Origin of the sequence: Fenollaria sporofastidiosus (assembly GCF_943169635.2) — a bacterium.
Taxonomy (GTDB): domain Bacteria; phylum Bacillota; class Clostridia; order Tissierellales; family Peptoniphilaceae; genus Fenollaria; species Fenollaria sporofastidiosus.
In genome coordinates this window covers 823,490-846,607 of record NZ_OW968186.1, presented here as the reverse complement: position 1 = coordinate 846,607, position 23,118 = coordinate 823,490, and the positions used below count along the sequence as shown (strand labels likewise).

Here is a 23,118-nt window from a genome sequence, read left to right as displayed (position 1 = left end):
AGGCGAATATCACTATTCGCCAATCTGTCTATATAAAAAATTCTGCTAAATCATTAATTACGTCGTCACTTACATTGTTTGGCTTATCATATATATCCATAGAGAATTTGTCTGAGTCCTCTGGCATCATCATGTGATTAAGTCCTTCGTATAATTTGTATATAACATGCTCTCTACCATTCAAAGCTTTTTCAAACTTATCAAGCTCATCTTTCTTCACTTGGAAGTCTTTTGAGCCGTGTGCTATAAATACATCAAATTCAGCTGCTTTTATGTCTTCTACGGGACTAACTTGGTTAACTGAGTACACATATGAAGCAGGCATACTAAAGAAATTACCCTTAGTCTTCTCAGTCATCTCATCAATTTGCTTTTTGATCTTGTCAAGCTCCTTCTTTTGAAATTCTGCAGCTGCTTGACCTACCGCACCCGAGTTAAGATACTCAAGCTGCTGATTGTAGATGATGTCTGTAAACTTCATAGTTGAAGCAGAAAGCATTGCTACCTTCTTAAGTCCTTCTTCTCTTGCAATCTTTGGTGCTACCATGGCACCAAGCGAGTGACCTAGAAGGTATACTTCATCATATTCTTTGTCTTCCTTTAGTCCATCTATAACTTTTTTTGCATCGGAGATAATCTCTTCATCTATAGTATAATCAACAGCTGCATTGTTTACATATCTTTTGTCATATCTAAGTGTTGCTATGCCAAGCTTTGCAAGACCATGTGCAATATCTTTGAATGGCTTGTTGCCTGCTAGACCTATGGTCTCATCCATATCTTGAGGACCTGAGCCTTGCAGCATCACAACTATCGCCTTAGTGCTTGGATTCTTAGGTTTGCATATGATGCCATACATCTTTGCTGTACCATTGTTCAGTGTAAATGGCTTTTCTTCAAAGTCATCGTTTACTTCACATTTTGGATTAGTAAGCACGAAGTAAGAGTTGACCATAGTCCCAGCTTTGTCTAGCTCGATAATGGATGTAGCGTCTCTATACTCAAACTCATCATAGCTAGTTAATATGAATCTATCATCCTTATATATAAAGTCTTCTGTATTTGATTTTATGAATTTTCCAAGTTTTTGCATAGTAAGATCCAAAGACCTTTGGTAATCTTCTTCCGTAATTTGCTTTTGACCTTCAAGCTTTGCTGCTTTGAAAAGTGCCTTGCCATCTGAGTCTCTTAGAGATTGCATGCAAGATTCGGCAATGTCTTTTGCTTTTGTATCATCTATCTTCTTTGCACATGAAATTAAGCTAAGCGACATAACTATTAGCAAAAGTACTAGTACTTTGCGTTTCATTTTAATATCCTCTTAAGTAATTCATTGGGTCTTGAGCCTTGCCGTTAACAATAACTTCAAAGTGTAGATGCGGTCCAGTTACTCTGCCAGTCGCTCCTACCTTGCCTATAAACTCACCTTTAGTAAGAGTATCTCCCTTTGAAACATTTATACTGCTTAAGTGCGCATATCTTGTCTTGTAACCGTTTTGGTGGTCTATCTCAACAAGCTTGCCATAAGTACCAAGAGTACCTGCGTAGCTTACAACTCCGCCATCTGCAGCAAATACGTCATCACCATAATCAGCATCTATGTCAACACCTTGATGCATTCTGCCCCATCTGCTACCAAAACCTGAGGAATAACCACCTCTGGTAGGTTTTATAAAGCTGCCGTCAGCCAAAGCCTTTCTAGTTCCAACAAGCACAAGCTTTGGAGCAGCCTTTTTCTTAACATTTTCCTCTAAAACAACCTTGCTAATAAGCTCGTCGTTCTCGTAATATGCGATGCTCTTAACATCTTTAAGGCCTTCCTCACCGTCCATAGAAAGCACAGTTTCGCCTCTTGGAAGAGATGGATCTTCTTGGCTCTCAACAGGCATAGTGATAACCTCTTCAGTGCTTTCCTTCTTTGTCAAAAGCACGTTTATGGCCTTGTCATTCTTTAGTTTATTGTTCTCTACAACCTCTTTAAGCGCTTCTTTTACAGTTTTAATCTCGCTTAAAGGCATAGTTAACTTAGAAATTTTTACATCATCCTTAATTTCTACGCTCATAGTATTGTCACTGTAGTAATGATTTTCAAGAGATTGTAAAAATTCATTCGCCGCATCTTCATTTTTAAGCGCATAAAGTGACTTACCATCCTTTTCGATGGCACAAGCATCAATATTAAAAGCACACTCAGATATAGTATTCTTCGGCTCTTCATCGCTTCTTTTGAACTCATATTTAGCCTTTTTTAAATCTACATCATATCTATCTTCATATTTTGATTTATATTTATCAATAGCTTCATTAAAATTATGCACACTTGCATAAACACCTAAGGACTCTCCAGAAGAAAAAACTTCCACCTTAGAGAAATAATTCTTATATACGAAAAGCAAAGTAAGTGCAAGGGCTAAAACTGCTAGACCTGCCACAACACCAAGCTTTTTTAACTTAAAACTCACGCTGTCAAAAACCTCCTTATATGTAAAAAGAAATGGCGCACTAGAGAGGAATCGAACCCCCGGCACACGCCTTAGGAGGGCGCTGCTCTATCCAACTGAGCTACTAGTGCACGTAAAATATTGTATTGGCGGAGTGGGTGGGATTCGAACCCACGTGGAGCATGGCCCCTAACGCATTTCGAGTGCGCCCCGTTATGACCTCTTCGATACCACTCCCTATTTGTTTCTTAAGGTCTTGAAAAAGTTTTGTAAAAGGAATTTATAAATCTTGCTTTCACTATATACTACATTTAGCTTATGATAGCTAAGAGATGAGTTGTGAAGCTGCATTTTGCTAATACAAGAGCCCTTCTTGTAATCAAGAAGACCTATATATAAGTTTTTTATGCGTGCTTCTAAAATCGCACCCAGGCACATCATACAAGGTTCAAGCGTTACGTATATGTCGCAGCCTGTGAGTCTGTAGTTCTTGAGCTTCTCGCACGCCCGTCTTATAGCAAGCATCTCCGCATGAGCAGACGCATCAGTCGAAGTAATGCTTTCATTGTAGGCTTTTGAAATTACCTCGCCATCTTTCACAATGACAGCACCTACAGGAACCTCACCAAGCCTATAAGCCTTTATCGCCTCTCTGATTGCCATGTTCATAAACCTTTTTTCCATAGTTAATATTATATAGTAAACTCTATTATTTGTCAAGATTTAATAAAGCATCGTCTAACTGAGCATTAAACTCCTCTTGAGTGTGCCTTGCCTCACGCATGCATGTAAACCTATCTTCCCCACATACTATACAGGTCCTCTTAGGAAGGTCAAGCTGAGATCTTGATATAGGCGCAAAAGATCTATCAATCACATCGATATCAACAAAGCGCATGTACTCATAAGACTCTTCTAAGCTCACAAATTTCTTCTTCTCAGTAATTGCATCAGACTTCGCTAAGTATGCAGCTGTGAACGCATCACTATCCTCATACACTAAGTCGTAAGAAGCTAAAAGCGTTTTTGCCTTACTATATAAAGGAGCGAACTCATACTTGTCCTTATGCATACCTTTGATATTTAAGTTAAGAGTAATTATTGGCATCTTGTAGCTTTCAATTGCATCAGTAATGATCTTCCATCTAGCTTCCTTCGCCCTTAAAAAATCCTTCATAAAAGATACCATAAAATCATCAATACGCTTAAAAAAGTAAACAAGCTCTATAGTATCAGCGCAGCCACCAGTTGAAATATTCTTCTGTGTGTATAGCTTATCCATAGCAATGATATCTTCAGAAAAATTTTTACTATTTAAAACATTCTTTGCATAAGCTTTTGAGAAATTAAGACCAGACTCACCTACTCTATTAATAGTCGTTGTATCATCAAGAGTTGCTACTATATAAACAAAAGTCCTTAAGAAATCCTTCACTTCCTTATAAAAGTCATAAGCATCAAGAGCCGTCTTAAAGCCATTCTTCGCTTCATACCTTATGCCAGAGTGCTTAGCATTCTTTTTGTATATGCGCATGCCATTCGTCTTTTGCATTTCTTCTTTGCTAAAATCGTCAAAAATATTAGCGCAAAGCTTCTTAACATACTCACTAATCAAGTCAATAGTAAGGTATTTGTTATCATAATAAATTTTCCCGATAGCACAGGCAATCACACCAAGAGTGAAGATCGCACCTTTGTGCGTGTTAATCCCAGATGTAGCCTCATACATCTTCCTCTCATAGATCATACCAATAGGCCTAATAGCCTCAAAGGTATCAGCAAAGCTCTTAGGCGTGTTCGAAATCATCATTATTTCAAAAAAATAGCCCTTAAGAGATGAAATACTACTTAAAAACACATCATAATCCATGTCTGCGTGCGGACCACTATCATGTCCATCAACACAGCCAGGCTTAGGTGTTAGATTAAGTTCATCTTTTAAAGACTGCAAAAATATCTCTTCAATTGTTTCAAAAAAAGCGCGTGCCTTCATAGAAACACATCCATTCTAAATGATATATACAAAGAATAAAAAGCTAAAAAAATAAGCCTATAAAAGGCTTATGGCAGGGGTTGAAGGTTTCGAACCCTCGGCACACGGTTTTGGAGACCGTTGCTCTACCAGCTGAGCTAAACCCCTAAAATGGTGGACCTTCAGGGACTCGAACCCCGGACCTGCCGGTTATGAGCCGGACGCTCTAACCAACTGAGCTAAAGGTCCACATATGGCGGAGAAGGAGGGATTTGAACCCTCGCGCCCCGTAAATTAGGACCTACTCCCTTAGCAGGGGAGCCTCTTCAGCCACTTGAGTACTTCTCCAATAGTTATTAAATTATGGTCATTACCATTTTAAATAAAAAAAATGGCGGAGAGAGTGGGATTCGAACCCACGTGGGCTTGCACCCAAACGGTTTTCAAGACCGCCTCGTTATGACCGCTTCGATACCTCTCCGCATGGCTGGGATGGTAGGACTCGAACCTACGAAAATGCCAGAGTCAAAGTCTGGTGCCTTACCGACTTGGCTACATCCCAACAATGGCGCGACTAGGAGGAGTCGAACCCCCGGCACACGGATTAGAAGTCCGTTGCTCTATCCAGCTGAGCTATAGTCGCATATATTGAATTATGGAGCGGGTGAAGGGAATCGGACCCTCGCAACCAGCTTGGAAGGCTGGGGCTCTACCACTGAGCTACACCCGCATATGGTGGAAGAGAGTGGATTTGAACCACTGAAAGCTTAGCTAACGGATTTACAGTCCGCCCCCTTTAGCCACTTGGGTACTCTTCCTAAATGCTAAAAGATATGGAGCCGGCGGGAGGACTTGAACCCCTAACCTACTGATTACAAGTCAGTTGCTCTACCAATTGAGCTACGCCGGCAACTTAGGCGATAAATTTCGCCTAATCTTTTATGGCGACCCGGATGGGGCTCGAACCCACGACCTCTAGCGTGACAGGCTAGCATTCTAAACCAACTGAACTACCGGGCCATGCATGGTGGACGATATAGGGCTCGAACCTATGACCCCCTGCTTGTAAGGCAGATGCTCTCCCAGCTGAGCTAATCGTCCATGCATGAATTATAAATCTATTAACTTTTAGTTCTAAAAAGAACTTGGTAGCGGAGAAGAGATTTGAACTCCTGACACTTCGGGTATGAACCGAATGCTCTAGCCAACTGAGCTACTCCGCCATAACAGACTGTAATCAACAAAGTAGCTTACATTACTCTCCTAAGTGACTACACTTCTATATTAATACATTTTAAAGAATTTGTCAATATAAAATTAATAAATTCTTTTCTTGTTTTGGAATAAAAATGGTGACCCTACCGGGATTCGAACCCGGGTAACCGCCGTGAAAGGGCGGTGTCTTGAACCGCTTGACCATAGGGCCATATTTACTTATTAATATTTTTATTAAATTATATATAAAGGTCTCTTCCGTAACTTTTATGGTTGCGGGAGCAGGATTTCATTGACCTAACTTAGTGAATTAGGCGTCAGCCGTAATTAACTTTAGTAGGTCAAGTGCAACCGTTTTTCCAAGAGAGCAAGCTTTGCGATGCTCGATTGGTAAAAAACGTCTGCTGAACCGTCTTTTGATAGTCTATTTAAGGACTTCATCTATACCCGTAATCTTATGGTTGCGGGAGCAGGATTTCATTGACCTAACTTAGTGAGCACGCTAGGGCGAACTTTAGTAGGTCAAGTGCAACCTGTTTCCCAAGAGAACAACGTAGTTTGTTCGATTGGTCTGAAACAGTCTGCTGAACCGTCTTATTGATATCTATTTGTTTATTGGATCTCTTCCGTAACTTTTATGGTTGCGGGAGCAGGATTTGAACCTGCGACCTTCGGGTTATGAGCCCGACGAGCTGCCAGCTGCTCCATCCCGCGATGTCTTTTATGGTGCCGAGGATCGGAATCGAACCGATACGACCTTTAGGGGTCGCAGGATTTTAAGTCCTGTGCGTCTGCCAGTTCCGCCACCCCGGCTTGTTTGGCGCTTGTGGTAAGACTCGAACTTACAACCTACCGGTTAACAGCCGGTTGCTCTGCCATTGAGCTACACAAGCTTATTTAAGTGGCGGCTACCTATTATCCCAGGTCGTCTCCAACCAAGTACCTTCAGCGTTAAGAGCCTTAACTTCCGTGTTCGGTATGGTAACGGGTGTTTCCCTCTTGCTATTGCTGCCACATTTCTTAATAACCATAATTCTTCAACAAGCGTCTTTTGATCAAGTTTTCGACATATTAGTACAGTTAGGCTCAAAGTATTACTACTCTTACACTTACTGCCTATCTACCTTGTGGTCTTCAAGGTGTCTTACTTAAAGGAAATCTTATCTTAAGGGGGGCTTCGTGCTTAGATGCTTTCAGCTCTTATCCTTTCCAAACGTAGCTACTGAGCTATGCAACTGGCGTTACAACTCATAAACCATTGGTTTGTCCATCCCGGTCCTCTCGTACTAAGGACAGCTCCTTTCAAATTTCCTACGCCCACGACGGATAGGGACCGAACTGTCTCGCGACGTTCTGAACCCAGCTCGCGTGCCTCTTTAATGGGCGAACAGCCCAACCCTTGGGACCTACTTCAGCCCCAGGATGAGACGAGCCGACATCGAGGTGCCAAACCTCCCCGTCGATATGAACTCTTGGGGGAGATAAGCCTGTTATCCCCAGGGTAGCTTTTATCCGTTGAGCGATGGCCCTTCCACGTGGTACCACCGGATCACTAAGTCCTGATTTCTCATCTGCTCGATCTGTTTATCTCGCAGTTAAGCTCCCTTCTGCCTTTGTACTCTTTGCACGATTTCCGTCCGTGCTGAGGGAACCTTTGAACGCCTCCGTTACTGTTTGGGAGGCGACCGCCCCAGTCAAACTGCCCAACTGACAGTGTCCCTAAACCGGTTTACGGCTCAAGGTTAGAATTCCAGCACTACAGGAGTGGTATCCCACTTTTCGGCTCCTCTGATACTGGCGTACCAGGATCTTTGCCTCCCACCTATTCTGTACATGTACTACCGAAATCCAATGTCAGCCTACAGTAAAGCTCCATGGGGTCTTTCCGTCCTGTCGCGGGTAAATGGCATCTTTACCATTACTTCAATTTCACCGGATCCTTTGTTGAGACAGTGCCCAAATCGTTACACCTTTCGTGCGGGTCGGAACTTACCCGACAAGGAATTTCGCTACCTTAGGACCGTTATAGTTACGGCCGCCGTTTACTGGGGCTTAAGTTCTATGCTTCGCTTACGCTAACATTTCCCCTTAACCTTCCAGCACCGGGCAGGTGTCAGCTCCTATACGTCGTCTTTCGACTTAGCAGAAACTTGTGTTTTTGGTAAACAGTCGCTTGGGCCTATTCACTGCGGCCAGATCGCTCTGGCTCCCCTTCTCGCTAACTTACGGGGTCATTTTGCCGAGTTCCTTAACAAAGGTTCTTCCGCGCGTCTTAGGATTCTCTCCTTTCCTACCTGTGTCGGTTTACGGTACGGGTATCATTTATCTATTTAGCGGCTTTTCTTGACAGTGTGAAATCGGCTACTTCTCTACTTTGTTTCGATCCTCATCATAAATCAGCTTAGCCTGGTTATTAGTCCTGGCATGCCTTTTTATTTGAGCGTACTCTTCCATCTGGTACGCTTAGCTTATCCTTCTGTGTCCCCGCTTCATTTATACGATATTTGATAGTACTAGAATTTTTACTAGTTGTCCATCGGCTACGCCTTTAGGCCTGGCCTTAGGTCCCGACTTACCCTGAGGGGACGAGCCTTGCTCAGGAATCCTTAGGTTTTCGACGGGAGTGATTCTCACACTCCTTCTCGCTACTTATGCCAGCATTCTCTCTTGTGTTTCGTCCACAGCGCCTTTCGATACTGCTTCAGCCTATTACACAATGCTCCTCTACCACTCAAGTTGAGTCCACAGCTTCGGTATCCGATTTAGCCCCGGAAATCTTCGGCGCAAGGTCACTCGACTAGTGAGCTATTACGCACTCTTTAAATGTATGGCTGCTTCTAAGCCAACATCCTAGTTGTTTGGGTAACTTCACATCCTTTACCACTTAATCGGTATTTGGGGACCTTAGCTGATGGTCTGGGCTCTTTCCCTTTTGACATAGAAGCTTATCCCACTATGTCTGACTCCTTAGGTTTGTTTTCTTGGCATTCGGAGTTTGATAGGTTTTGGTAATGTACAAACACCCCGCAACCAGTCAGTAGCTCTACCTCCATTAAACATCCTAAAGGCTAGCCCTAAAGCTATTTCGAGGAGAACCAGCTATCTCCAGGTTCGATTGGCTTTTCACCCCTATCCACAAGTCATCCGATGTGTTTTAAACCACACCCGGTTCGAGCCTCCATTAAATTTTACTTTAACTTCACTCTGCTCATGGATAGGTCACCTGGTTTCGGGTCTACTCCTGTAAACTAAACCGCCCTATTAAGACTTGATTTCTCTTCGGCTTCGAAGCTTAACTTCTTAACCTTGCTTACAAAAGTAACTCGCTGGCCCGTTCTACAAAAAGTACAAGATTGCACTTTTCACGTGCTTTCTTTGCTTGTAAACGCAGGGTTTCAGGTTCTATTTCACTCCCCTTTCGGGGTTCTTTTTACCTTTCCCTCACGGTACTGTTCTCTATCGGTCACCAAGTAGTATTTAGCCTTGGGAGGTGGTCCTCCCATGTTCCCACCAGGTTTCTCGTGCCTTGTGGTACTCGTTAAGCTTATTGAAATGCTAATATCTTCTCTTACAAGTCTTTCACTTTCTATGGATGATTTTTCCAAGATCATTCGGATATTGTTTTAGTATTTCTTTAAGCGGGCTCTTTCCATTTCGCTCGCCGCTACTTTGAAAATCGATGTTTCTTTCTTTTCCTCGGGGTACTTAGATGTTTCAGTTCTCCCGGTATTGCCTCTATATACTATTTTATTCATATATAGATACTTAAGGTTTGCTTAAGTGGGTTGCCCCATTCGGATATCTCCCTTTCGTTTCTTGTTTGCAGATCTAGGGAGCTTTTCGCAGCTTTCTACGTCCTTCTTCGCCTCTTGGTGCCAAGGCATCCGCCCTGCGCTCTTAGTAACTTGACCTAATTTTTTTAAAAATCCTTTAACGCTTATTGTTAAAATTTACTGTATTTATTTTCTTTATAAATGTCGTTTCGTTTTCATTTGATTATGGTTATTAAGTTTTATTTGGTTTTGACTTTTCTTTTGAAAAGTCATGGTGGAGATGAGGAGATTCGAACTCCTGACCCCCTGCTTGCAAGGCAGGTGCTCTCCCAACTGAGCTACACCCCCATGTTGATGGTTTTGTTTGGGTATTTGTTTTTAAGCAAAGCCCAAAGTGAAAAGAACTAATGTTCTCCTTAGAAAGGAGGTGATCCAGCCGCACCTTCCGATACGGCTACCTTGTTACGACTTCACCCCAGTCATTGACCCTACCTTCGACTGCTGCCTCCTTACGGTTAGCTCACAGGCTTCGGGTATTGCCTACTCCCATGGTGTGACGGGCGGTGTGTACAAGACCCGGGAACGCATTCACCGCAGCATTCTGATCTGCGATTACTAGCAACTCCGGCTTCATGATCTCGAGTTGCAGAGATCAATCCGAACTGGGATCGGTTTTTTGAGGTTTGCTTGATATCGCTATTTCGCTTCTCTTTGTACCGACCATTGTAGCACGTGTGTAGCCCAGGACATAAAGGGCATGATGATTTGACGTCATCCCCACCTTCCTCCGATTTGTCATCGGCAGTCCATCTAGAGTCCTCAGCTTAACCTGTTAGTAACTAAATGTAAGGGTTGCGCTCGTTGCGGGACTTAACCCAACATCTCACGACACGAGCTGACGACAACCATGCACCACCTGTATCCAAGGTAGATAAATCTAGGGTTTTTATCTCTAAAAACTTTCCTTGGTATGTCAAGTCCTGGTAAGGTTCTTCGCGTAGCCTCGAATTAAACCACATGCTCCGCTGCTTGTGCGGGTCCCCGTCAATTCCTTTGAGTTTCATACTTGCGTACGTACTCCCCAGGCGGAGTGCTTATTGTGTTAACGTACGGCACCTACTCGTATGAGCAGACACCTAGCACTCATCGTTTACGGCGTGGACTACCAGGGTATCTAATCCTGTTTGCTCCCCACGCTTTCGTGCCTCAGCGTCAGTACAAGTCCAGAAAGTCGCCTTCGCCACCGGTATTCCTCCTAATATCTACGCATTCCACCGCTACACTAGGAATTCCACTTTCCTCTCCTTGACTCAAGCATATCAGTTTCAGATGCAATCTATGGGTTGAGCCCTTAGTTTTCACATCTGACTTAATTTGCCGCCTACGCACTCTTTACGCCCAATAATTCCGGACAACGCTCGCCCCTTACGTATTACCGCGGCTGCTGGCACGTAATTAGCCGGGGCTTTCTTCTATGGTACCGTCATTATCTTCCCATAGGACAGAGCTTTACGACTCGAAAGCCTTCATCGCTCACGCGGCGTCGCTGCATCAGGGTTTCCCCCATTGTGCAATATTCCCCACTGCTGCCTCCCGTAGGAGTTTGGACCGTTTCTCAGTTCCAATGTGGCCGGTCATCCTCTTAGATCGGCTACCCATCGCTATCTTGGTGGGCCGTTACCCTCACCAACTAATTAATGGGACGCGAGCTCATCTTACACCGAAATTCTTTAATCACTTCTTCATGCGAAGATGTGATATCATATGGTATTAATCCCGGTTTCCCGAGGCTATCCCTTTGTGTAAGGCAGATTGCTCACGCGTTACTCACCCGTCCGCCACTAATCCAGAGATTCTTCACTCCGAAGAGATCGGATTCTCTTTCATCGTTCGACTTGCATGTGTTAAGCACGCCGCCAGCGTTCGTCCTGAGCCAGGATCAAACTCTCGATTAAATGGTTTATTTAATCCCAAGTTAACCTTGGCTCTTAAATTCGAAATTATTTATCAATAAAAATTGATTGGTTTAAATCGTTCTTTTCACTTTTATTCAGTTTTGCTTGCCACCTGGAGTCTTTCCAGATGACTTATCCATTCTACCATTTATTCCTTACCTTTGTCAAGTCTTTTTTCTCTTTTTTTAAAATTTTTTAAAAAAATTTTAAAGCTTGTATCTAGATCCTTCGTCTAATACTAGCTGTAGTATATTTCTTGCTAAAATGCGCCCTTGAGCTCGTTCCCTCCTCGGCATGCTCGAGTATGTACTTATACACTCCGCTTGCCTCGTCAGTCCACTTCGCCCAATCATCACATTTTATCTAAGAAATTAATTTTTAATTTTTAATTTTTAAATAATTTTACTTTTACATACAATATTACATTATTCAAAATTTAGTCAATTTACTTTACACTATTGTATCAATCGTCACAACTCTAGTGCACGCCAATCTCTTTTTCTTTTTGCCTTATCTAATGCAAGTCACTCATCAATCGATCGTCACATATCATCGATTCGTCATTCGTGTAGCAATTTTACTCATCATGCAAAATGCCTTTGCATACAAAAAAAGCAGTGGACTCACTCCACTGCTTTATATCTTTTGTCTTACTTTGTATTAAGTTCTTTGTATCTTATGAGTTCGACCTCACCTTTGTTCTTAAAGTTTCTCTTTACTGTTTCGTAGTAGTACATCTCGTTCTTTTGCATAACTCTCTTCGATCCTATGTTCTCTCTTTCGAAGCAGCCAAATATATTCTCTACGCTGTGTTCTTTATGAAGTGCTTTCATAAATGCTTTAAGTGCTTCGCTCATGTAACCTTTGTTCCAATACTTTGGGTTAAGGCAGTAACCGAACTCTGCGTCTTTTAAATCCTCTCCAAAGATTCTCGCGTCTATGGTGCCTATCATCTTATTATTTTCTTTTAGGACTATGGCTTTAAGTACGTAGGAGTCTTTCTCTTTTGCTTCTTTGCTTAGTAAATCTAAAATTTTCTCTGAGTCTTTGACTGTTTGATGTGCTTTCCATGAAAGATATTTTGTCACTTCTTCAAGTTTAGCGTATTCAAACATGTCTTGTGCATCGCTGACTTTTGCGTCTCTTAGGATTAGTTTATCTGTAGTAATGTCTTTCATTAAAAATTTCTTCCCTTATATATATTTTTTTGTTTATCTTTTATTCGTATGCTTGCTCGTAGATATTGATTACGTCTTGTAGTTTTAGGTCTGAGTAGCTTGTCTTGTATACGCCTGTCTTCTTTGCCATGGCTTCAATATTGTCCTTTGGTATTCCAAGTTCTTTAAGTGTTGTTGGTGCACCTATGGATTTGAAGAATTCTTGCAATCTTTCTATGGACTTAAGTGCCGCTTCGTCGTCTGTCATCTTAGATGTGTCCATCTTCCAAACGTTTTCTGCCCATCTTCTAAATTTCTTTTCGTGTCCCTTGTAAACATATTTTAAGTAATTTGGATGCATTACTGCAAGTCCCATGCCGTGTGAAACGTCGTAGAAGGCTGATAATGTGTGTTCAAGTCTGTGGCTTAGCCAGTCTGAACGCTTTCCTAGTGATGTTAGGCCGTTGATGGCAAGTGTCGATACCCACATAAGGTTGGCTCTTGCTCTGTAGTTTCTTGGGTCGTCTAGTGCTATATAGATATTTTCGATTATAGTTTTCATAAGTGCTTCGCTGATTTCGTCTGTTGTATTTTCTTCGTCTGGCATTGAGAAGTACTCTTCCATGATGTGACTGAACATATCTACTGTGCCGCTGATTAAGTGGTGCTTAGGTAGTGAATATGTGTATGTTGGATCAAGTATTGAGAATTTTGGATAGCACGGGTCGCCGCCGAAGCTTAGCTTTAATTGTTCCTCCCAGTTTGTGATAACGCCGCCGTTGTCCATCTCGCTTCCTGTGCCTGCCATTGTAAGCACGCTTCCTAGTGGAGTTGCATCAAGTACATCGTCTTTGTCGATAAAGTATTTTTTCCAGAAGTCCTCATCTGTCTTTGCACCTGCAGCTATTGCCTTAGAGCAGTCGATAGTTGAGCCACCGCCAACTGCTAGTATGAAGTCGATGCCGTTGTCCTTAACTAACTTTATGCCTTCATAAACTTTCTCTACTCTTGGGTTTGGCATTATGTCTGAAAGCTCGTAAACTTCCTTGCCTTCAAGTGCTTCCATAACTTTGTCGTAGATGCCGTTCTTCTTGATGCTGCCTTTGCCATAAGTAAGTAAAACCTTCTTATATGGTTTCATCTCTTCCTTTAGTGCTCTAATTGATCCTTCTCCAAAATGAATTTTAACTGGATTGTAAAAATAAAATGCGTCCATCTTTCTCCTCCTATTACTTAAATATCTTTGTAAATAGCTTTGCTGTCTCTTCCTCATCTGCGATGAAGTAAGACGCGCCACCTTCAAACTTATCTGTGCCTGGTATTGTCTCTATAGTAAGCTTGTCTGGCTTGTAGGCTGTAAATACCTTTGCCAAATCAAGCATCTCATCTATGCTAATGTTTGTCAAGACATGCTCAAGTCCTGCTTGTATCATGCGTGGCAATTTTGCAATGTTCTTTGCGCTAAGTGTTTGCTTCATAAGCTCCTTTATAAAGTACTGCTGATGAGTTACTCTACCGACGTCGCCAAGGAACTTATCACCCTGTCCTTCGTTCGACTTTCTGAATCTAAGAAACTCCATCGCACTTTTACCATCGAGCTTTTGCTTGCCCTTCTTTAAGTGAATGTGTAGTGGTGGTGTGTCTGTTGGGTCGTCATAGTCCATGTCGAACGGCACATCTACTTCTATGCCGCCTATGATGTCGACTATAGCCTTAACGCCTTTGTAGTCTACGGCAATGTAATTAGTAAAGTCAACGTTCGAAAACTCTCTAAGTGTATCAATGGCCGCGTAAGGTCCGTCCTTTGCAAAAGATGCGTTAATCTTTCTTAAGCCTTCGTGATTTACTATCTTGACCTTAGTATCTCTTGGCACGCTCACGACATTAACCTTAGCTGTCTTCTTGTCAATCTTTACTAGCATCATGGTATCTGATGGGTTACCTGTAGTGAAGTACCTATCCTCTCCAGTCTTGCCATCAAGCCTTGCAAGTTTTTGCTTGATATAGCCAAGACCGTTCTCTCCATCTATACCGAAGAAAGCAAATACTAGCTCTCCTTCAAGCTTATCTGTCGTCTTCTGATTGATCTTAGTCTCATCAACTATAACTAGTTTGTTGTCCTTCTTAGAAAGCTTCTTATAATAATACAAGCCGAAGAACAGTATGCAAACTAGTATTGTTATTAAAAATATTTTAAAAAATTTAACGAATTTCTGCATTTAATATTACCTCATCTCCCGCTCTATTCATAGCTTTAAACTCTCTAATTACAAAGTACATTGCAAGTACAAAGGCTATGAAATCTGCGATTGGTGTTGCGTAAAGTGCTCCAAGTATGCCATAGAATTGTGGCAAAACTATAATCAGTGGTAGGTAGAATAAAACCTGTCTTGTTAATGAAACAAAGATACCAAGTTTCGCCTTGCCTATGGATGTGTAGAAGTTTGCCGTGATTGGTTGAAGTCCGTTTAGTGCTGTCATTATCATAGTGATTCTTAGTAGTATAGTTGTAAACTCCATGTATAGTTCGTTGCCTTTACCGAAGATATTAACAAAGATTTGCGGCCATATTTCAACTAGCAAGAAGAAGACCGTGCTGTATATGACAGATATCTTGATGGTCGTTAGGTAGGTATCCTTTACACGTCTGTATATCTTTGCTCCGTAGTTATAACCAATGATTGGCTGACCACCTTGTGCGAGTCCTATGTTGAAGCCAATCAAGACTATATATAGCTTCGAGGCTATGCCGACCGCGGCTAGTGGTATGTCGGGTCCGTACTTACTCATTGCTCCGTAGTATGTCATAACGTTATTCATAACTATCTGCACAACTACCATTGCTAATTGATTGATACATGCTGCCGAACCAAGCTTCAATATAGCTGCTAGTTCCTCTGGATGTATCTTGAAATCCTTTTTACGAATTGGATTATCTTTCAAGAAGAATATATAATACAGTGCTAGAACAAAGCTTACTGCTTGACCTATGAATGTTGCCCATGCAGCACCCTTGATGCCCATCTTGAAGTGAATCATAAATATGTAGTCCAAGATAACATTAAGTATTGCACCTGTAACGTTAAGCATCATCGCATACTTTGGCGAACCGTCCGCTCTAATTATGTGCGAGAGTGCTATTGAAAACACAACGAAGACTATCGCAAGTGATGTTATAAAAGCGTAGTCGTGTGCGTAGTGGAATATATTGTCACTCGCGCCAAAAAGCCTTAACAATGGATCTAGAAAGGCTATGACTATAACGAGCTCCACAATTGACACGAAAAGCAGTCCTGTGATGCCTGTCGCAACAATCCTTTCTGCTCTCTCGTCGTCACCTCTGCCCTTGTATATACTGAAGTTCGACGCAGTTCCTATGCCTAAAAGTAGTGCTAGCGCTGTAGATATTATGCCTATGGGAAAGCTAACTGTCGTTGCCGCATTGCCAAGGTGACCTACAATGTTGCCTATGAAGATCTGGTCAACTATATTGTAGATGGCGCTTACCAAGAATGATAGTATAGATGGCACTGCATACTTTATTAATAATTGATAAATTGGTTTTCTAACTAAGGGATTGTCGTATCTATCCTCTCTCATCTCATCTTGCCTCCTATACAAAATTGTCGTAGTCGTGGTCGTCGTGAAGGAGCGTAAACTCACTTCCATCGTACTTATAAATCTTAAGGCTTAAGCCTTTTATAAGCTCTACCCTGTTTGCGTCCTTTAAGTCAAATCCTTCAAGCACAGTTGTTATTACTCTAAGCTTGCTTCCGTGCGTTACAACTAGAACCTTCTCATAACTGCATTTAATCAGTTCCTTCAAGAAGGCCTCCGCATCCTCTAGCGCGTCCTTGTATGGATATATGCCGCCTTCGTTAAATAAATCGGGTCTTTGCATAATAAGGTCCTCACGCTCTGGATCAGTAGCAACGCTCTCTGCCCAAGTCATACCTTCATGACTTAACATTGATACCTCGCGCAGTGTTCTTCTTGGTCTTATCTCAAGATTTAAGGCCTCGTTAATAATATTAGCACTGTCCATAGCCCTCTTTTGATCAGAGGAGTATATAAGCTCTATGCCCTCACCTCTTAAGCGCTCTCCAAGCTCCTTCGCCTTATCTTTGCCTTCAATTGTAAGAGGAGAATCAAGTAAACCTTGAATTCTCCTCTCCTTATTGTATTCTGTTAAACCGTGCCTTGTAAAATATATTATCATTAATTTACGTTTTCAATAAGAGCCTTCATAGCTACTGGGAAGTCTTCCAAACTTAAGTCGTAAATAACCTTTGCATAGTCTCTAATTTCTTTTTGTGCGTGGCCGTCCATCCTTTGCTTGATGAAGTGTGCAACTGATTGCAAAGAAGCTGTCCAGTACCATCTTACATATAAGCCATAAGCTGGTAAGAATAATCTTGCTTGCTCAGAGCAAATGCCGTCTTCCATAGCCTTTTCGTATAGGCCTTGGCCCTTTTCAATAAGCTCAAGAAGCTCTTTCGTATATTCAGAACCTAATTCAGCAGCAACCGGGTCACCGCTGCCTTGCTTTTTATTATCCGGCATACTTCTCCACTCGTTCTCGTTCGGAACGTAGAAGACAGGCTCTTCAGTAACGTAACGTCTTGAAGACTCGTTCCAGCCGTTCATAGTGTCGCCTATGCCTTCCATGTGAGAAGAACCTATGATGTACTTCCACCATTGTCTAGCAACCATAAGTGGTGCGTAGACTTCGAATTGCAGCATAGCATGTCTAAATGGCGATGTATGATCGTGCTTAGCTAAGAAACTTATTAGCTTCTCGTCATTTTGATCAAGCTCGAAGGATTCTTTTTGATAAGAAACCCTAGCTGCATTTACTACTGTAAGGTCACTACCCAAATGGTTTACTAGCCTTACGTAGCCATTGTCTAAAACTTTTAACATCTTATCCATAATCTTAATCCCTATTGTTCTTAGGCGAGTAGTTTGGAGTCTCCTTAGTGATAGTTATGTCATGTGGATGGTTTTCAATTAGTGATGCGCTTGTAATTTGAACGTATCTTGAATTAGTCTTAAGTGTAGGGATGTCCTTGCATCCAAGGTAACCCATACCTGATTTCAAGCCGCCAAGTAATTGATATATAACTTCCCCAACTTTGCCCTTGTAGTGAACTCTACCTTCAACACCTTCTGGTACATACTTTTTAGCCTTTGATTGGAAGTATCTATCAGATGAACCAGCCTTCATTGCTGCAAGTGAGCCCATACCTCTGTATTCTTTGTATCTTCTACCTTCGAAGATAACTTCTTCTCCTGGTGATTCGTCAGTTCCTGCAAATAATGATCCCATCATGACAACATCTGCACCAGCAGCTATCGCCTTAGTTACGTCTCCAGAGTACTTGATACCACCATCAGCGATGATAGGTATACCAGTTTCTTGAGATGCTCTGTAAGCTTCCATGATGGCGCTTACTTGTGGAACACCGATACCTGTAACAACTCTTGTTGTACAGATAGATCCAGGTCCTATACCAACCTTAACGCAGTCAGCACCAGCTTCCATTAGAGCCTTAGTGCCTTCGTAAGTTGCAACGTTACCTGCTATAACTTGTAAGTCAGGGAAGTTTTCCTTGATCTTTCTAACAGCATCAAGTACGCCCTTTGAGTGACCGTGTGCAGTGTCTAGAACGATAACGTCAACCTTTGCATCATATAGAGCCTTAACTCTTTGAAGCATATCTTCAGTTATACCTACAGCAGCACCGCATAGTAGTCTTCCTTGTGAGTCCTTTGCAGAGTTTGGAAACTCGATTGACTTTTCTATATCCTTAATAGTGATAAGGCCTCTTAAGTGGTTCTCATCGTCAACTATTGGAAGTTTTTCAATCTTGTGAACCTTCATAACTTCCAAAGCTCCGTCCATGGAAACACCTTCCTTGCCAGTTACAAGATGATCCTTAGTCATAACTTCGGCAATCTTCTTTTCCATGTTAGTTTCAAATCTCATGTCCCTGTTAGTGATGATACCAACTAGTTTACCGTCTTCATCAGTTATAGGCACACCAGAGATTTTGTACTTTTTCATAATGGCTTCAGCATCAGCAATCTTATGCTCAGCAGATAAGTAGAAAGGATCAGTGATAACACCGTGCTCACTTCTCTTAACTCTGTCAACTTCGATAGCTTGGTCCTCTATAGACATGTTCTTGTGAATGATACCAATACCGCCTTCTCTTGCCATAGCGATCGCCATCTTTGATTCAGTTACTGTATCCATGCCAGCACTCATCATCGGTATATTTAGTTTGATCTTCTTAGTTAGTCTTGTTTCAGTACTAGTTTCTCTAGGCAAAATTTGTGAAAAATTTGGCACTAGTAGTATATCGTCAAATGTCAGTGCGTTTCCAATAAACTCCATCTTTTACACCCCTTCTTCGTAATATTTAAGTACTAATATCCCAAGTACTTTTGTGCTTCGATAGCGCATGTGCAGCCTTCAGCTACAGCAGTTGCTATCTGTCTAATCTTTTTATCTATAATATCGCCGCAAGCAAACACACCCGGTATGGATGTCTTTACTCCGTCAGTCTTTATGAATGCACCCGCCATCTCTAAGCTATCCTTGATTAGCTCAGTGTTAGGCTTTTGTCCGATGTAGGCAAAGATTAAAAATTCGTCCTCGCCGTTTTCAAATATCTTTTCTTCCTTTTCGTTAGAATCGTATATGCAAACTTCAGTGATTTTGTCCTTAGTGCCGCTTGCACTTACAATCTTCGAAGATGTCATAGCTTCGATGTTGTCAGAATTTTCAATCTTTTCTCTGAACTCATCAATCATGCCAAGCTCATCTCTCTCTTCGATAAGGTAGACCTTCTTTGCAAGCTTAGAAAGGTGTAGTGCTTCCTTTGCTGCTCCGTCTGAACCACCTGCTACGAAGATGATTCTGTCTTCGATCTCATCATCAAGTCCTAGTGCTGAGTGTTCAACACCAATTTCCTTTTCGTTCTCAAGGCCAAGATCCTTTGGAGTAGAGCCCATTGCAATTATAACGACCTTTGCATTGTAAGAATTTTGTCTAGTCTTTACCTTCTTCACTTCATATTTTAAGTCAAGATCAATAACCTCTTCATACTTAAGCTCGATGTCAGCGTCTGCGATTTGCTCTTCAAGCTTCTCTCTAAAAGTCTCACCTGACTCGTTTTCATCTAGTCCAACATAGTGTGTCACGTGTGAAACGCCTTTAATAAGTCCTCCGACTTCGTCCTTTTCTAATAAAAGCACATTGAAGCCACGGCTCTTTGCATATAGTGCAGCAGATACACCTGCAGGGCCGGCGCCCACTACAATAATATCGTACATTTTATCCTCCTTTACTAATAATTAAAATTATCTTCATATCATTTTATCACATATTCAAGTCTTTTTCAAGCATTGACTAAGATATTTCTTCATATTTTTTCCTTATCTACTTCTCACTATAGACCTCGTTAATAAAATAGAGGAGCTCCTCACTCCTCTTATCTAACTACTTATACTGTGCCCTCTCGCCACCTATTAGCTTAGGTCTTCTTCTAACAAGTGTAAGGTGAGCCTCACCTATCTCTTTCACGCTTACTCTTACAGGTACAGCGACAGGCTTGATGTGCATGCCTATAAAGGTGTCACCTATGTCGATACCACCGTGGCCTTGTATATACTCAACAACTACAGGCTCATCTAGCTTCTTATATGCGATAGTCGCCATAGAACCTCCAGCATGCATCTTAGGAACAACACTTACCTCTTCTAAGAAGTACTTCTCCATGCACTCTTTTGTAGTAACTATAGCCCTGTTCAAGTGCTCGCAGCATTGGAAAGCAAGGTAGACCTTGTGCTCTTTGGCAAAGTCCATAAAGGCTTCGATGAATTCCTTTGCAACATCCATAGACGAAGCCTTGCCAATCTTGCCACCAACGACCTCACTAGTCGAGCAGCCAACAACAAGTATCTCGCCTTCTTTTAAATTTGCCTCAGCTTGAAACTCATCAAGTACCTTCTTAAGCGCCTCTTTGTATTCCATATATATCACTCCTTACTACTATCTATATACCCATTCTATACCAAAGGCCCTAGCTTGTCAATCCACTCATATAAAAACGCCCCCATGCATTATGCACGGGAGGCGCTTCTCTTATTTATCTACAATTGTTAGCACTATGAGTCTTTGATTCTTCTTCTCATAAGTGCAAGTAACTAGATTAATGATCTTGTCATCTTCCTTAAGTTCGTAGCCTGTGTCATACACAGCATGCTTCTTAAGAAAATCGTAGAACTTCTTTCTTGCTTTGAAGCTTCGTCTTCATTTTTATTAATCTGATTCTTTTGAACAACAGGCTTTGTTGGCTTACCCTTATCTTCATCTGCACCTTCATTACCATTCTCTTGTGGATTTGGTACAGGTGCTGGTGGTGTTTGTGGTGCTTGTGCAGGTGCTGCTTGTGTAGCTCTTTTTAAGTCCATATTATGCAACGCACTTAAAAGCGATATCATACAAAATTAAAATGCTACCCTTAAGCTATAAGCTCAATGAGTAGCATTGACATCATTTTTATTAAATTCCTTATAAAATTGTTACCAATTCAAAATCGTTTATGATCTTTAAGTACTTTTCTCTTTGTTCTTTATTTTCTTCTTCGAAGACCCTTGTCTCTTCGTCAAGTTTTCTTTGCACATCTTCTGGCAAGTTCTTCATTGCAAATGGATAGACTACCTTGTTCTCTTTGTCTGCGTGTCTAATAAGTAGCGAGCGATAGCTCATAAGGTGGCCTATGAGTTCAAGGCGCGCCTCATCTGATTTATCTTTTTCGTAGCTTTCAAGACTAAATTCTATCATCATGCGCTCGTAACGTGCTAGGTCGTGCTCAACAAGCATGCCGCTTGTAACAAGTTTCTCAGCAAGCTCACCAAGATATTCTAGCATAGCTTTGAAGACTAGGTCCTCTTCTTTTTTGTGATGATATTTATCTGCATAGTTTCTAATCACGTCTGTTATGGTCAATATATCACTAGAATTTACTGTGCCGTGCAAGATGTCTTTTGAAACTTTAAGTATATGGTCTGTGAGTTTAATTATATGTTCGTGTTCGCTTTTAAGTGTATCTATATAATACATCTTTTTTCAACTCCTTTGCAAGTTCTTTATACCCTTTTTCTTGACTTTTAAAATATTTTATAATAAAATGCTCTTAAATAAATTATCTTAAGGGGATGCACATATGAACAATTTATTAAGTAGGGAGGCTACCATCGCAATAGGACTTGTCTTTCCAGGTCTAATGACTGCCTTAGGTGCTGTGCCCGTATTTTTTACTAAGAATGTATCACAGAAGCTTTTAGATATGATGCTTGGCTTTGCAGCAGGTATCATGCTAGCTGCGACTTGCTTTTCGCTTGTTATGCCATCGATTGAGTATGGTGGTGGCGACTTCAAAGCTGTTATAATCACTTCACTAGGTATCTTATTTGGTGCCTTCATCATTGACATGATTGACAAGTACTCGCCGCACGAGCACCTTATCGACAAAAGACGCGAAGGTGTCTCATCATCACTTAGTGAGATCTGGTTATTCATCATTGCGATAACCATACACAACTTCCCTGAAGGTATGGCAACAGGTGTAGGCTTTGGTACCGAAAACATTAGTGACGGTCTTGCGCTTGCCCTTGGTATAGGCATTCAAAATATGCCTGAGGGTCTAGCCGTTGCGCTAAGTCTTGTGCGTGAGAAATACTCTGTGAAGTATGCCTTCATAGTTGCTGCACTAACTGGCTTAGTTGAGCCTGTAGGCGCCGCTCTTGGATTTGGCCTTGTTAATGTGTTTAAGCCTGTACTTCCAGTAGTACTTGCCTCAGCTGCAGGAGCGATGCTATTCGTTATCTGCGACGAAATCATTCCAGATACGCACTCAAAAGGCTACGAAAGAGAAGCCACATACGGCATCATCTTTGGTTTCGTCATCATGATGATCTTAGATATACTACTAGGATAAAACTCCATACGATACAAAAACTGCCTTCGCGGGCAGTTTTTTTATATATGTACAAGGGGCGCCAAGGGGGCTTAGCACTCCTTGATAATTACTTCATTAATTTTTCTGCAAGTTCTCTGCACTTAGCTAGTGCATCTGCATCTGGATGGTCATATGCGATAAGTGCATCTACAACTGCGATGCCGCTGTCAGCGCATTCGTTTTTCCAAAGGTCCATCCACTCTCCACTGTTCCACTCGTATGAACCGAAGATAGCAACTTTTTTGTCTTTGATCACGTCTTTGATGCTGTCAAAGTAAGGTCTGAAGTAGTCTTCTTCAAGTTCTTCTGCTCCCATTGCTGGGCAGCCTAATGCAAGTAAATCTGCGTCCTTTGCATCGTCAACACTTGCTTCTTCAACTGTCAATAGTTTAGTATCTGCACCTAGCTCTTTAAGCTTTGCAGCGATTTCGTTCGCCATAGCTTCTGTGTTGCCTGTGCCTGACCAGAATATTACGCTCGCTTTCATAAAAAACCTCCTTTTGTTAGTCATTGCTAACTGAATTCATTATACAATATATTTTTATAAAAAGCAAGAGTATTTTGCAAATATTTT

At 41.6% G+C, this 23,118-nt stretch carries 17 protein-coding genes, 19 tRNA genes and 3 rRNA genes; 1 reads left to right on the top strand and 38 read right to left on the bottom strand.

Annotated elements, in window-relative coordinates; all coding sequences use genetic code 11:
- Window positions 1-28 precede the first annotated feature (28 nt).
- The 37 genes from KO172_RS04110 to KO172_RS03930 form a co-directional block, all read right to left on the bottom strand.
- Entirely contained in the window at window positions 29-1,309 is a 1,281-nt protein-coding gene (locus KO172_RS04110) for an alpha/beta hydrolase family protein (protein ID WP_215492253.1), read from the bottom strand.
- A 1-nt stretch (window position 1,310) separates the two neighbouring features.
- Complete coding sequence (locus KO172_RS04105) at window positions 1,311-2,462, bottom strand: peptidoglycan DD-metalloendopeptidase family protein (RefSeq protein WP_215492252.1); 1,152 nt, start codon at window positions 2,460-2,462, stop codon at window positions 1,311-1,313.
- 33 nt (window positions 2,463-2,495) lie between these two features.
- A tRNA-Arg gene (locus KO172_RS04100) sits at window positions 2,496-2,572 on the bottom strand.
- A 16-nt stretch (window positions 2,573-2,588) separates the two neighbouring features.
- Window positions 2,589-2,678: transfer RNA gene (locus KO172_RS04095), tRNA-Ser, on the bottom strand.
- Window positions 2,679-3,110, bottom strand: coding sequence for a nucleoside deaminase (locus KO172_RS04090; protein ID WP_251320115.1), 432 nt, complete (start codon window positions 3,108-3,110; stop codon window positions 2,679-2,681). It lies immediately after the preceding tRNA gene.
- Between the two features lie 40 nt (window positions 3,111-3,150).
- On the bottom strand, window positions 3,151-4,434 hold the full coding sequence (locus KO172_RS04085) for a triphosphoribosyl-dephospho-CoA synthase (protein WP_215492251.1): 1,284 nt from the start codon (window positions 4,432-4,434) through the stop codon (window positions 3,151-3,153).
- Between the two features lie 71 nt (window positions 4,435-4,505).
- A tRNA-Trp gene (locus KO172_RS04080) sits at window positions 4,506-4,581 on the bottom strand.
- Between the two features lie 4 nt (window positions 4,582-4,585).
- Window positions 4,586-4,662, bottom strand: a tRNA-Ile gene (locus KO172_RS04075).
- 5 nt (window positions 4,663-4,667) lie between these two features.
- Window positions 4,668-4,761, bottom strand: a tRNA-Ser gene (locus KO172_RS04070).
- Between the two features lie 44 nt (window positions 4,762-4,805).
- Window positions 4,806-4,894 (bottom strand) — tRNA-Ser (locus KO172_RS04065).
- 3 nt (window positions 4,895-4,897) lie between these two features.
- Window positions 4,898-4,975, bottom strand: a tRNA-Gln gene (locus KO172_RS04060).
- 4 nt (window positions 4,976-4,979) lie between these two features.
- A tRNA-Arg gene (locus KO172_RS04055) sits at window positions 4,980-5,056 on the bottom strand.
- A 13-nt stretch (window positions 5,057-5,069) separates the two neighbouring features.
- A tRNA-Gly gene (locus KO172_RS04050) sits at window positions 5,070-5,143 on the bottom strand.
- 3 nt (window positions 5,144-5,146) lie between these two features.
- A tRNA-Tyr gene (locus tag KO172_RS04045) sits at window positions 5,147-5,231 on the bottom strand.
- Window positions 5,232-5,247: 16 nt separating this feature from the next.
- A tRNA-Thr gene (locus KO172_RS04040) sits at window positions 5,248-5,323 on the bottom strand.
- A 32-nt stretch (window positions 5,324-5,355) separates the two neighbouring features.
- Window positions 5,356-5,433 (bottom strand) — tRNA-Asp (locus KO172_RS04035).
- Window positions 5,434-5,438: 5 nt separating this feature from the next.
- Window positions 5,439-5,514: transfer RNA gene (locus tag KO172_RS04030), tRNA-Val, on the bottom strand.
- A gap of 45 nt (window positions 5,515-5,559) precedes the next feature.
- Window positions 5,560-5,636, bottom strand: a tRNA-Met gene (locus tag KO172_RS04025).
- A 127-nt stretch (window positions 5,637-5,763) separates the two neighbouring features.
- Window positions 5,764-5,839: transfer RNA gene (locus KO172_RS04020), tRNA-Glu, on the bottom strand.
- Window positions 5,840-6,266: 427 nt separating this feature from the next.
- Window positions 6,267-6,342, bottom strand: a tRNA-Met gene (locus tag KO172_RS04015).
- A 10-nt stretch (window positions 6,343-6,352) separates the two neighbouring features.
- Window positions 6,353-6,441 (bottom strand) — tRNA-Leu (locus tag KO172_RS04010).
- Between the two features lie 5 nt (window positions 6,442-6,446).
- A tRNA-Asn gene (locus KO172_RS04005) sits at window positions 6,447-6,521 on the bottom strand.
- A 6-nt stretch (window positions 6,522-6,527) separates the two neighbouring features.
- Window positions 6,528-6,644 (bottom strand): 5S ribosomal RNA (gene rrf, locus KO172_RS04000).
- A 35-nt stretch (window positions 6,645-6,679) separates the two neighbouring features.
- A 23S ribosomal RNA gene (locus KO172_RS03995) occupies window positions 6,680-9,539 on the bottom strand.
- Between the two features lie 134 nt (window positions 9,540-9,673).
- Window positions 9,674-9,749 (bottom strand) — tRNA-Ala (locus KO172_RS03990).
- Between the two features lie 72 nt (window positions 9,750-9,821).
- Window positions 9,822-11,356, bottom strand: a 16S ribosomal RNA gene (locus tag KO172_RS03985).
- Together the 16S, 23S and 5S rRNA genes with 17 tRNA genes alongside form the textbook arrangement of a ribosomal RNA operon.
- A 650-nt stretch (window positions 11,357-12,006) precedes the next feature.
- Window positions 12,007-12,534, bottom strand: coding sequence for a GNAT family N-acetyltransferase (locus KO172_RS03980; protein ID WP_215492250.1), 528 nt, complete (start codon window positions 12,532-12,534; stop codon window positions 12,007-12,009).
- Window positions 12,535-12,574: 40 nt separating this feature from the next.
- Window positions 12,575-13,729 (bottom strand): iron-containing alcohol dehydrogenase, encoded by a 1,155-nt coding sequence (locus tag KO172_RS03975; RefSeq protein ID WP_215492249.1) that lies wholly within the window; start codon window positions 13,727-13,729, stop codon window positions 12,575-12,577.
- A gap of 13 nt (window positions 13,730-13,742) precedes the next feature.
- Entirely contained in the window at window positions 13,743-14,732 is a 990-nt protein-coding gene (locus tag KO172_RS03970; RefSeq protein WP_215492248.1) for an LCP family protein, read from the bottom strand.
- Complete coding sequence (locus tag KO172_RS03965; RefSeq protein WP_215492247.1) at window positions 14,716-16,113, bottom strand: MATE family efflux transporter; 1,398 nt, start codon at window positions 16,111-16,113, stop codon at window positions 14,716-14,718. The genes KO172_RS03970 and KO172_RS03965 overlap by 17 nt, the downstream gene beginning before the upstream one ends.
- Before the next feature lie 13 nt (window positions 16,114-16,126).
- Window positions 16,127-16,732 (bottom strand): histidine phosphatase family protein, encoded by a 606-nt coding sequence (locus KO172_RS03960; protein ID WP_215492246.1) that lies wholly within the window; start codon window positions 16,730-16,732, stop codon window positions 16,127-16,129.
- Entirely contained in the window at window positions 16,732-17,445 is a 714-nt protein-coding gene (gene thyX / locus KO172_RS03955) for an FAD-dependent thymidylate synthase (protein ID WP_215492245.1), read from the bottom strand. The genes KO172_RS03960 and thyX overlap by 1 nt, the downstream gene beginning before the upstream one ends.
- 4 nt (window positions 17,446-17,449) lie before the next feature.
- Window positions 17,450-18,913 carry an IMP dehydrogenase gene (gene guaB, locus KO172_RS03950; protein ID WP_215492244.1) on the bottom strand — a complete coding sequence of 488 codons (1,464 nt, stop codon included), beginning with the start codon at window positions 18,911-18,913 and terminating at the stop codon, window positions 17,450-17,452.
- 32 nt (window positions 18,914-18,945) lie between these two features.
- Window positions 18,946-19,854 (bottom strand): NAD(P)/FAD-dependent oxidoreductase, encoded by a 909-nt coding sequence (locus KO172_RS03945; protein ID WP_215492243.1) that lies wholly within the window; start codon window positions 19,852-19,854, stop codon window positions 18,946-18,948.
- A 166-nt stretch (window positions 19,855-20,020) separates the two neighbouring features.
- Window positions 20,021-20,554, bottom strand: coding sequence for a TIGR01440 family protein (locus tag KO172_RS03940; protein WP_215492242.1), 534 nt, complete (start codon window positions 20,552-20,554; stop codon window positions 20,021-20,023).
- Window positions 20,555-20,727: 173 nt separating this feature from the next.
- Entirely contained in the window at window positions 20,728-20,994 is a 267-nt protein-coding gene (locus KO172_RS03935; protein WP_215492241.1) for a hypothetical protein, read from the bottom strand.
- 100 nt (window positions 20,995-21,094) lie between these two features.
- On the bottom strand, window positions 21,095-21,646 hold the full coding sequence (locus KO172_RS03930) for a hemerythrin domain-containing protein (protein ID WP_215492240.1): 552 nt from the start codon (window positions 21,644-21,646) through the stop codon (window positions 21,095-21,097).
- Window positions 21,647-21,749: 103 nt separating this feature from the next.
- Between KO172_RS03930 and KO172_RS03925 the strand changes: the two genes are divergently transcribed.
- On the top strand, window positions 21,750-22,523 hold the full coding sequence (locus KO172_RS03925) for a ZIP family metal transporter (protein WP_215492239.1): 774 nt from the start codon (window positions 21,750-21,752) through the stop codon (window positions 22,521-22,523).
- Window positions 22,524-22,611: 88 nt separating this feature from the next.
- Here KO172_RS03925 and KO172_RS03920 read toward each other — a convergent pair whose 3' ends face one another.
- Window positions 22,612-23,031, bottom strand: a complete 420-nt coding sequence (locus KO172_RS03920; RefSeq protein ID WP_215492238.1) for a flavodoxin — start codon at window positions 23,029-23,031, stop codon at window positions 22,612-22,614.
- Window positions 23,032-23,118: the final 87 nt, after the last annotated feature.

What these genes read in the sequence shown, in the direction of transcription:
- KO172_RS04110 (WP_215492253.1), bottom strand. Translation starts at nt 1,309, where the DNA reads ATGAAACGCAAAGTACTAGTACTTTTGCTAATAGTTATGTCGCTTAGC.
- KO172_RS04090 (WP_251320115.1), bottom strand. Translation starts at nt 3,110, where the DNA reads ATGAACATGGCAATCAGAGAGGCGATAAAGGCTTATAGGCTTGGTGAG.
- KO172_RS04085 (WP_215492251.1), bottom strand. Translation starts at nt 4,434, where the DNA reads ATGAAGGCACGCGCTTTTTTTGAAACAATTGAAGAGATATTTTTGCAG.
- KO172_RS03980 (WP_215492250.1), bottom strand. Translation starts at nt 12,534, where the DNA reads ATGAAAGACATTACTACAGATAAACTAATCCTAAGAGACGCAAAAGTC.
- KO172_RS03975 (WP_215492249.1), bottom strand. Translation starts at nt 13,729, where the DNA reads ATGGACGCATTTTATTTTTACAATCCAGTTAAAATTCATTTTGGAGAA.
- KO172_RS03970 (WP_215492248.1), bottom strand. Translation starts at nt 14,732, where the DNA reads ATGCAGAAATTCGTTAAATTTTTTAAAATATTTTTAATAACAATACTA.
- KO172_RS03965 (WP_215492247.1), bottom strand. Translation starts at nt 16,113, where the DNA reads ATGAGAGAGGATAGATACGACAATCCCTTAGTTAGAAAACCAATTTAT.
- KO172_RS03960 (WP_215492246.1), bottom strand. Translation starts at nt 16,732, where the DNA reads ATGATAATATATTTTACAAGGCACGGTTTAACAGAATACAATAAGGAG.
- thyX (WP_215492245.1), bottom strand. Translation starts at nt 17,445, where the DNA reads ATGGATAAGATGTTAAAAGTTTTAGACAATGGCTACGTAAGGCTAGTA.
- guaB (WP_215492244.1), bottom strand. Translation starts at nt 18,913, where the DNA reads ATGGAGTTTATTGGAAACGCACTGACATTTGACGATATACTACTAGTG.
- KO172_RS03945 (WP_215492243.1), bottom strand. Translation starts at nt 19,854, where the DNA reads ATGTACGATATTATTGTAGTGGGCGCCGGCCCTGCAGGTGTATCTGCT.
- KO172_RS03940 (WP_215492242.1), bottom strand. Translation starts at nt 20,554, where the DNA reads ATGGAATACAAAGAGGCGCTTAAGAAGGTACTTGATGAGTTTCAAGCT.
- KO172_RS03935 (WP_215492241.1), bottom strand. Translation starts at nt 20,994, where the DNA reads ATGGACTTAAAAAGAGCTACACAAGCAGCACCTGCACAAGCACCACAA.
- KO172_RS03930 (WP_215492240.1), bottom strand. Translation starts at nt 21,646, where the DNA reads ATGTATTATATAGATACACTTAAAAGCGAACACGAACATATAATTAAA.
- KO172_RS03925 (WP_215492239.1), top strand. Translation starts at nt 21,750, where the DNA reads ATGAACAATTTATTAAGTAGGGAGGCTACCATCGCAATAGGACTTGTC.
- KO172_RS03920 (WP_215492238.1), bottom strand. Translation starts at nt 23,031, where the DNA reads ATGAAAGCGAGCGTAATATTCTGGTCAGGCACAGGCAACACAGAAGCT.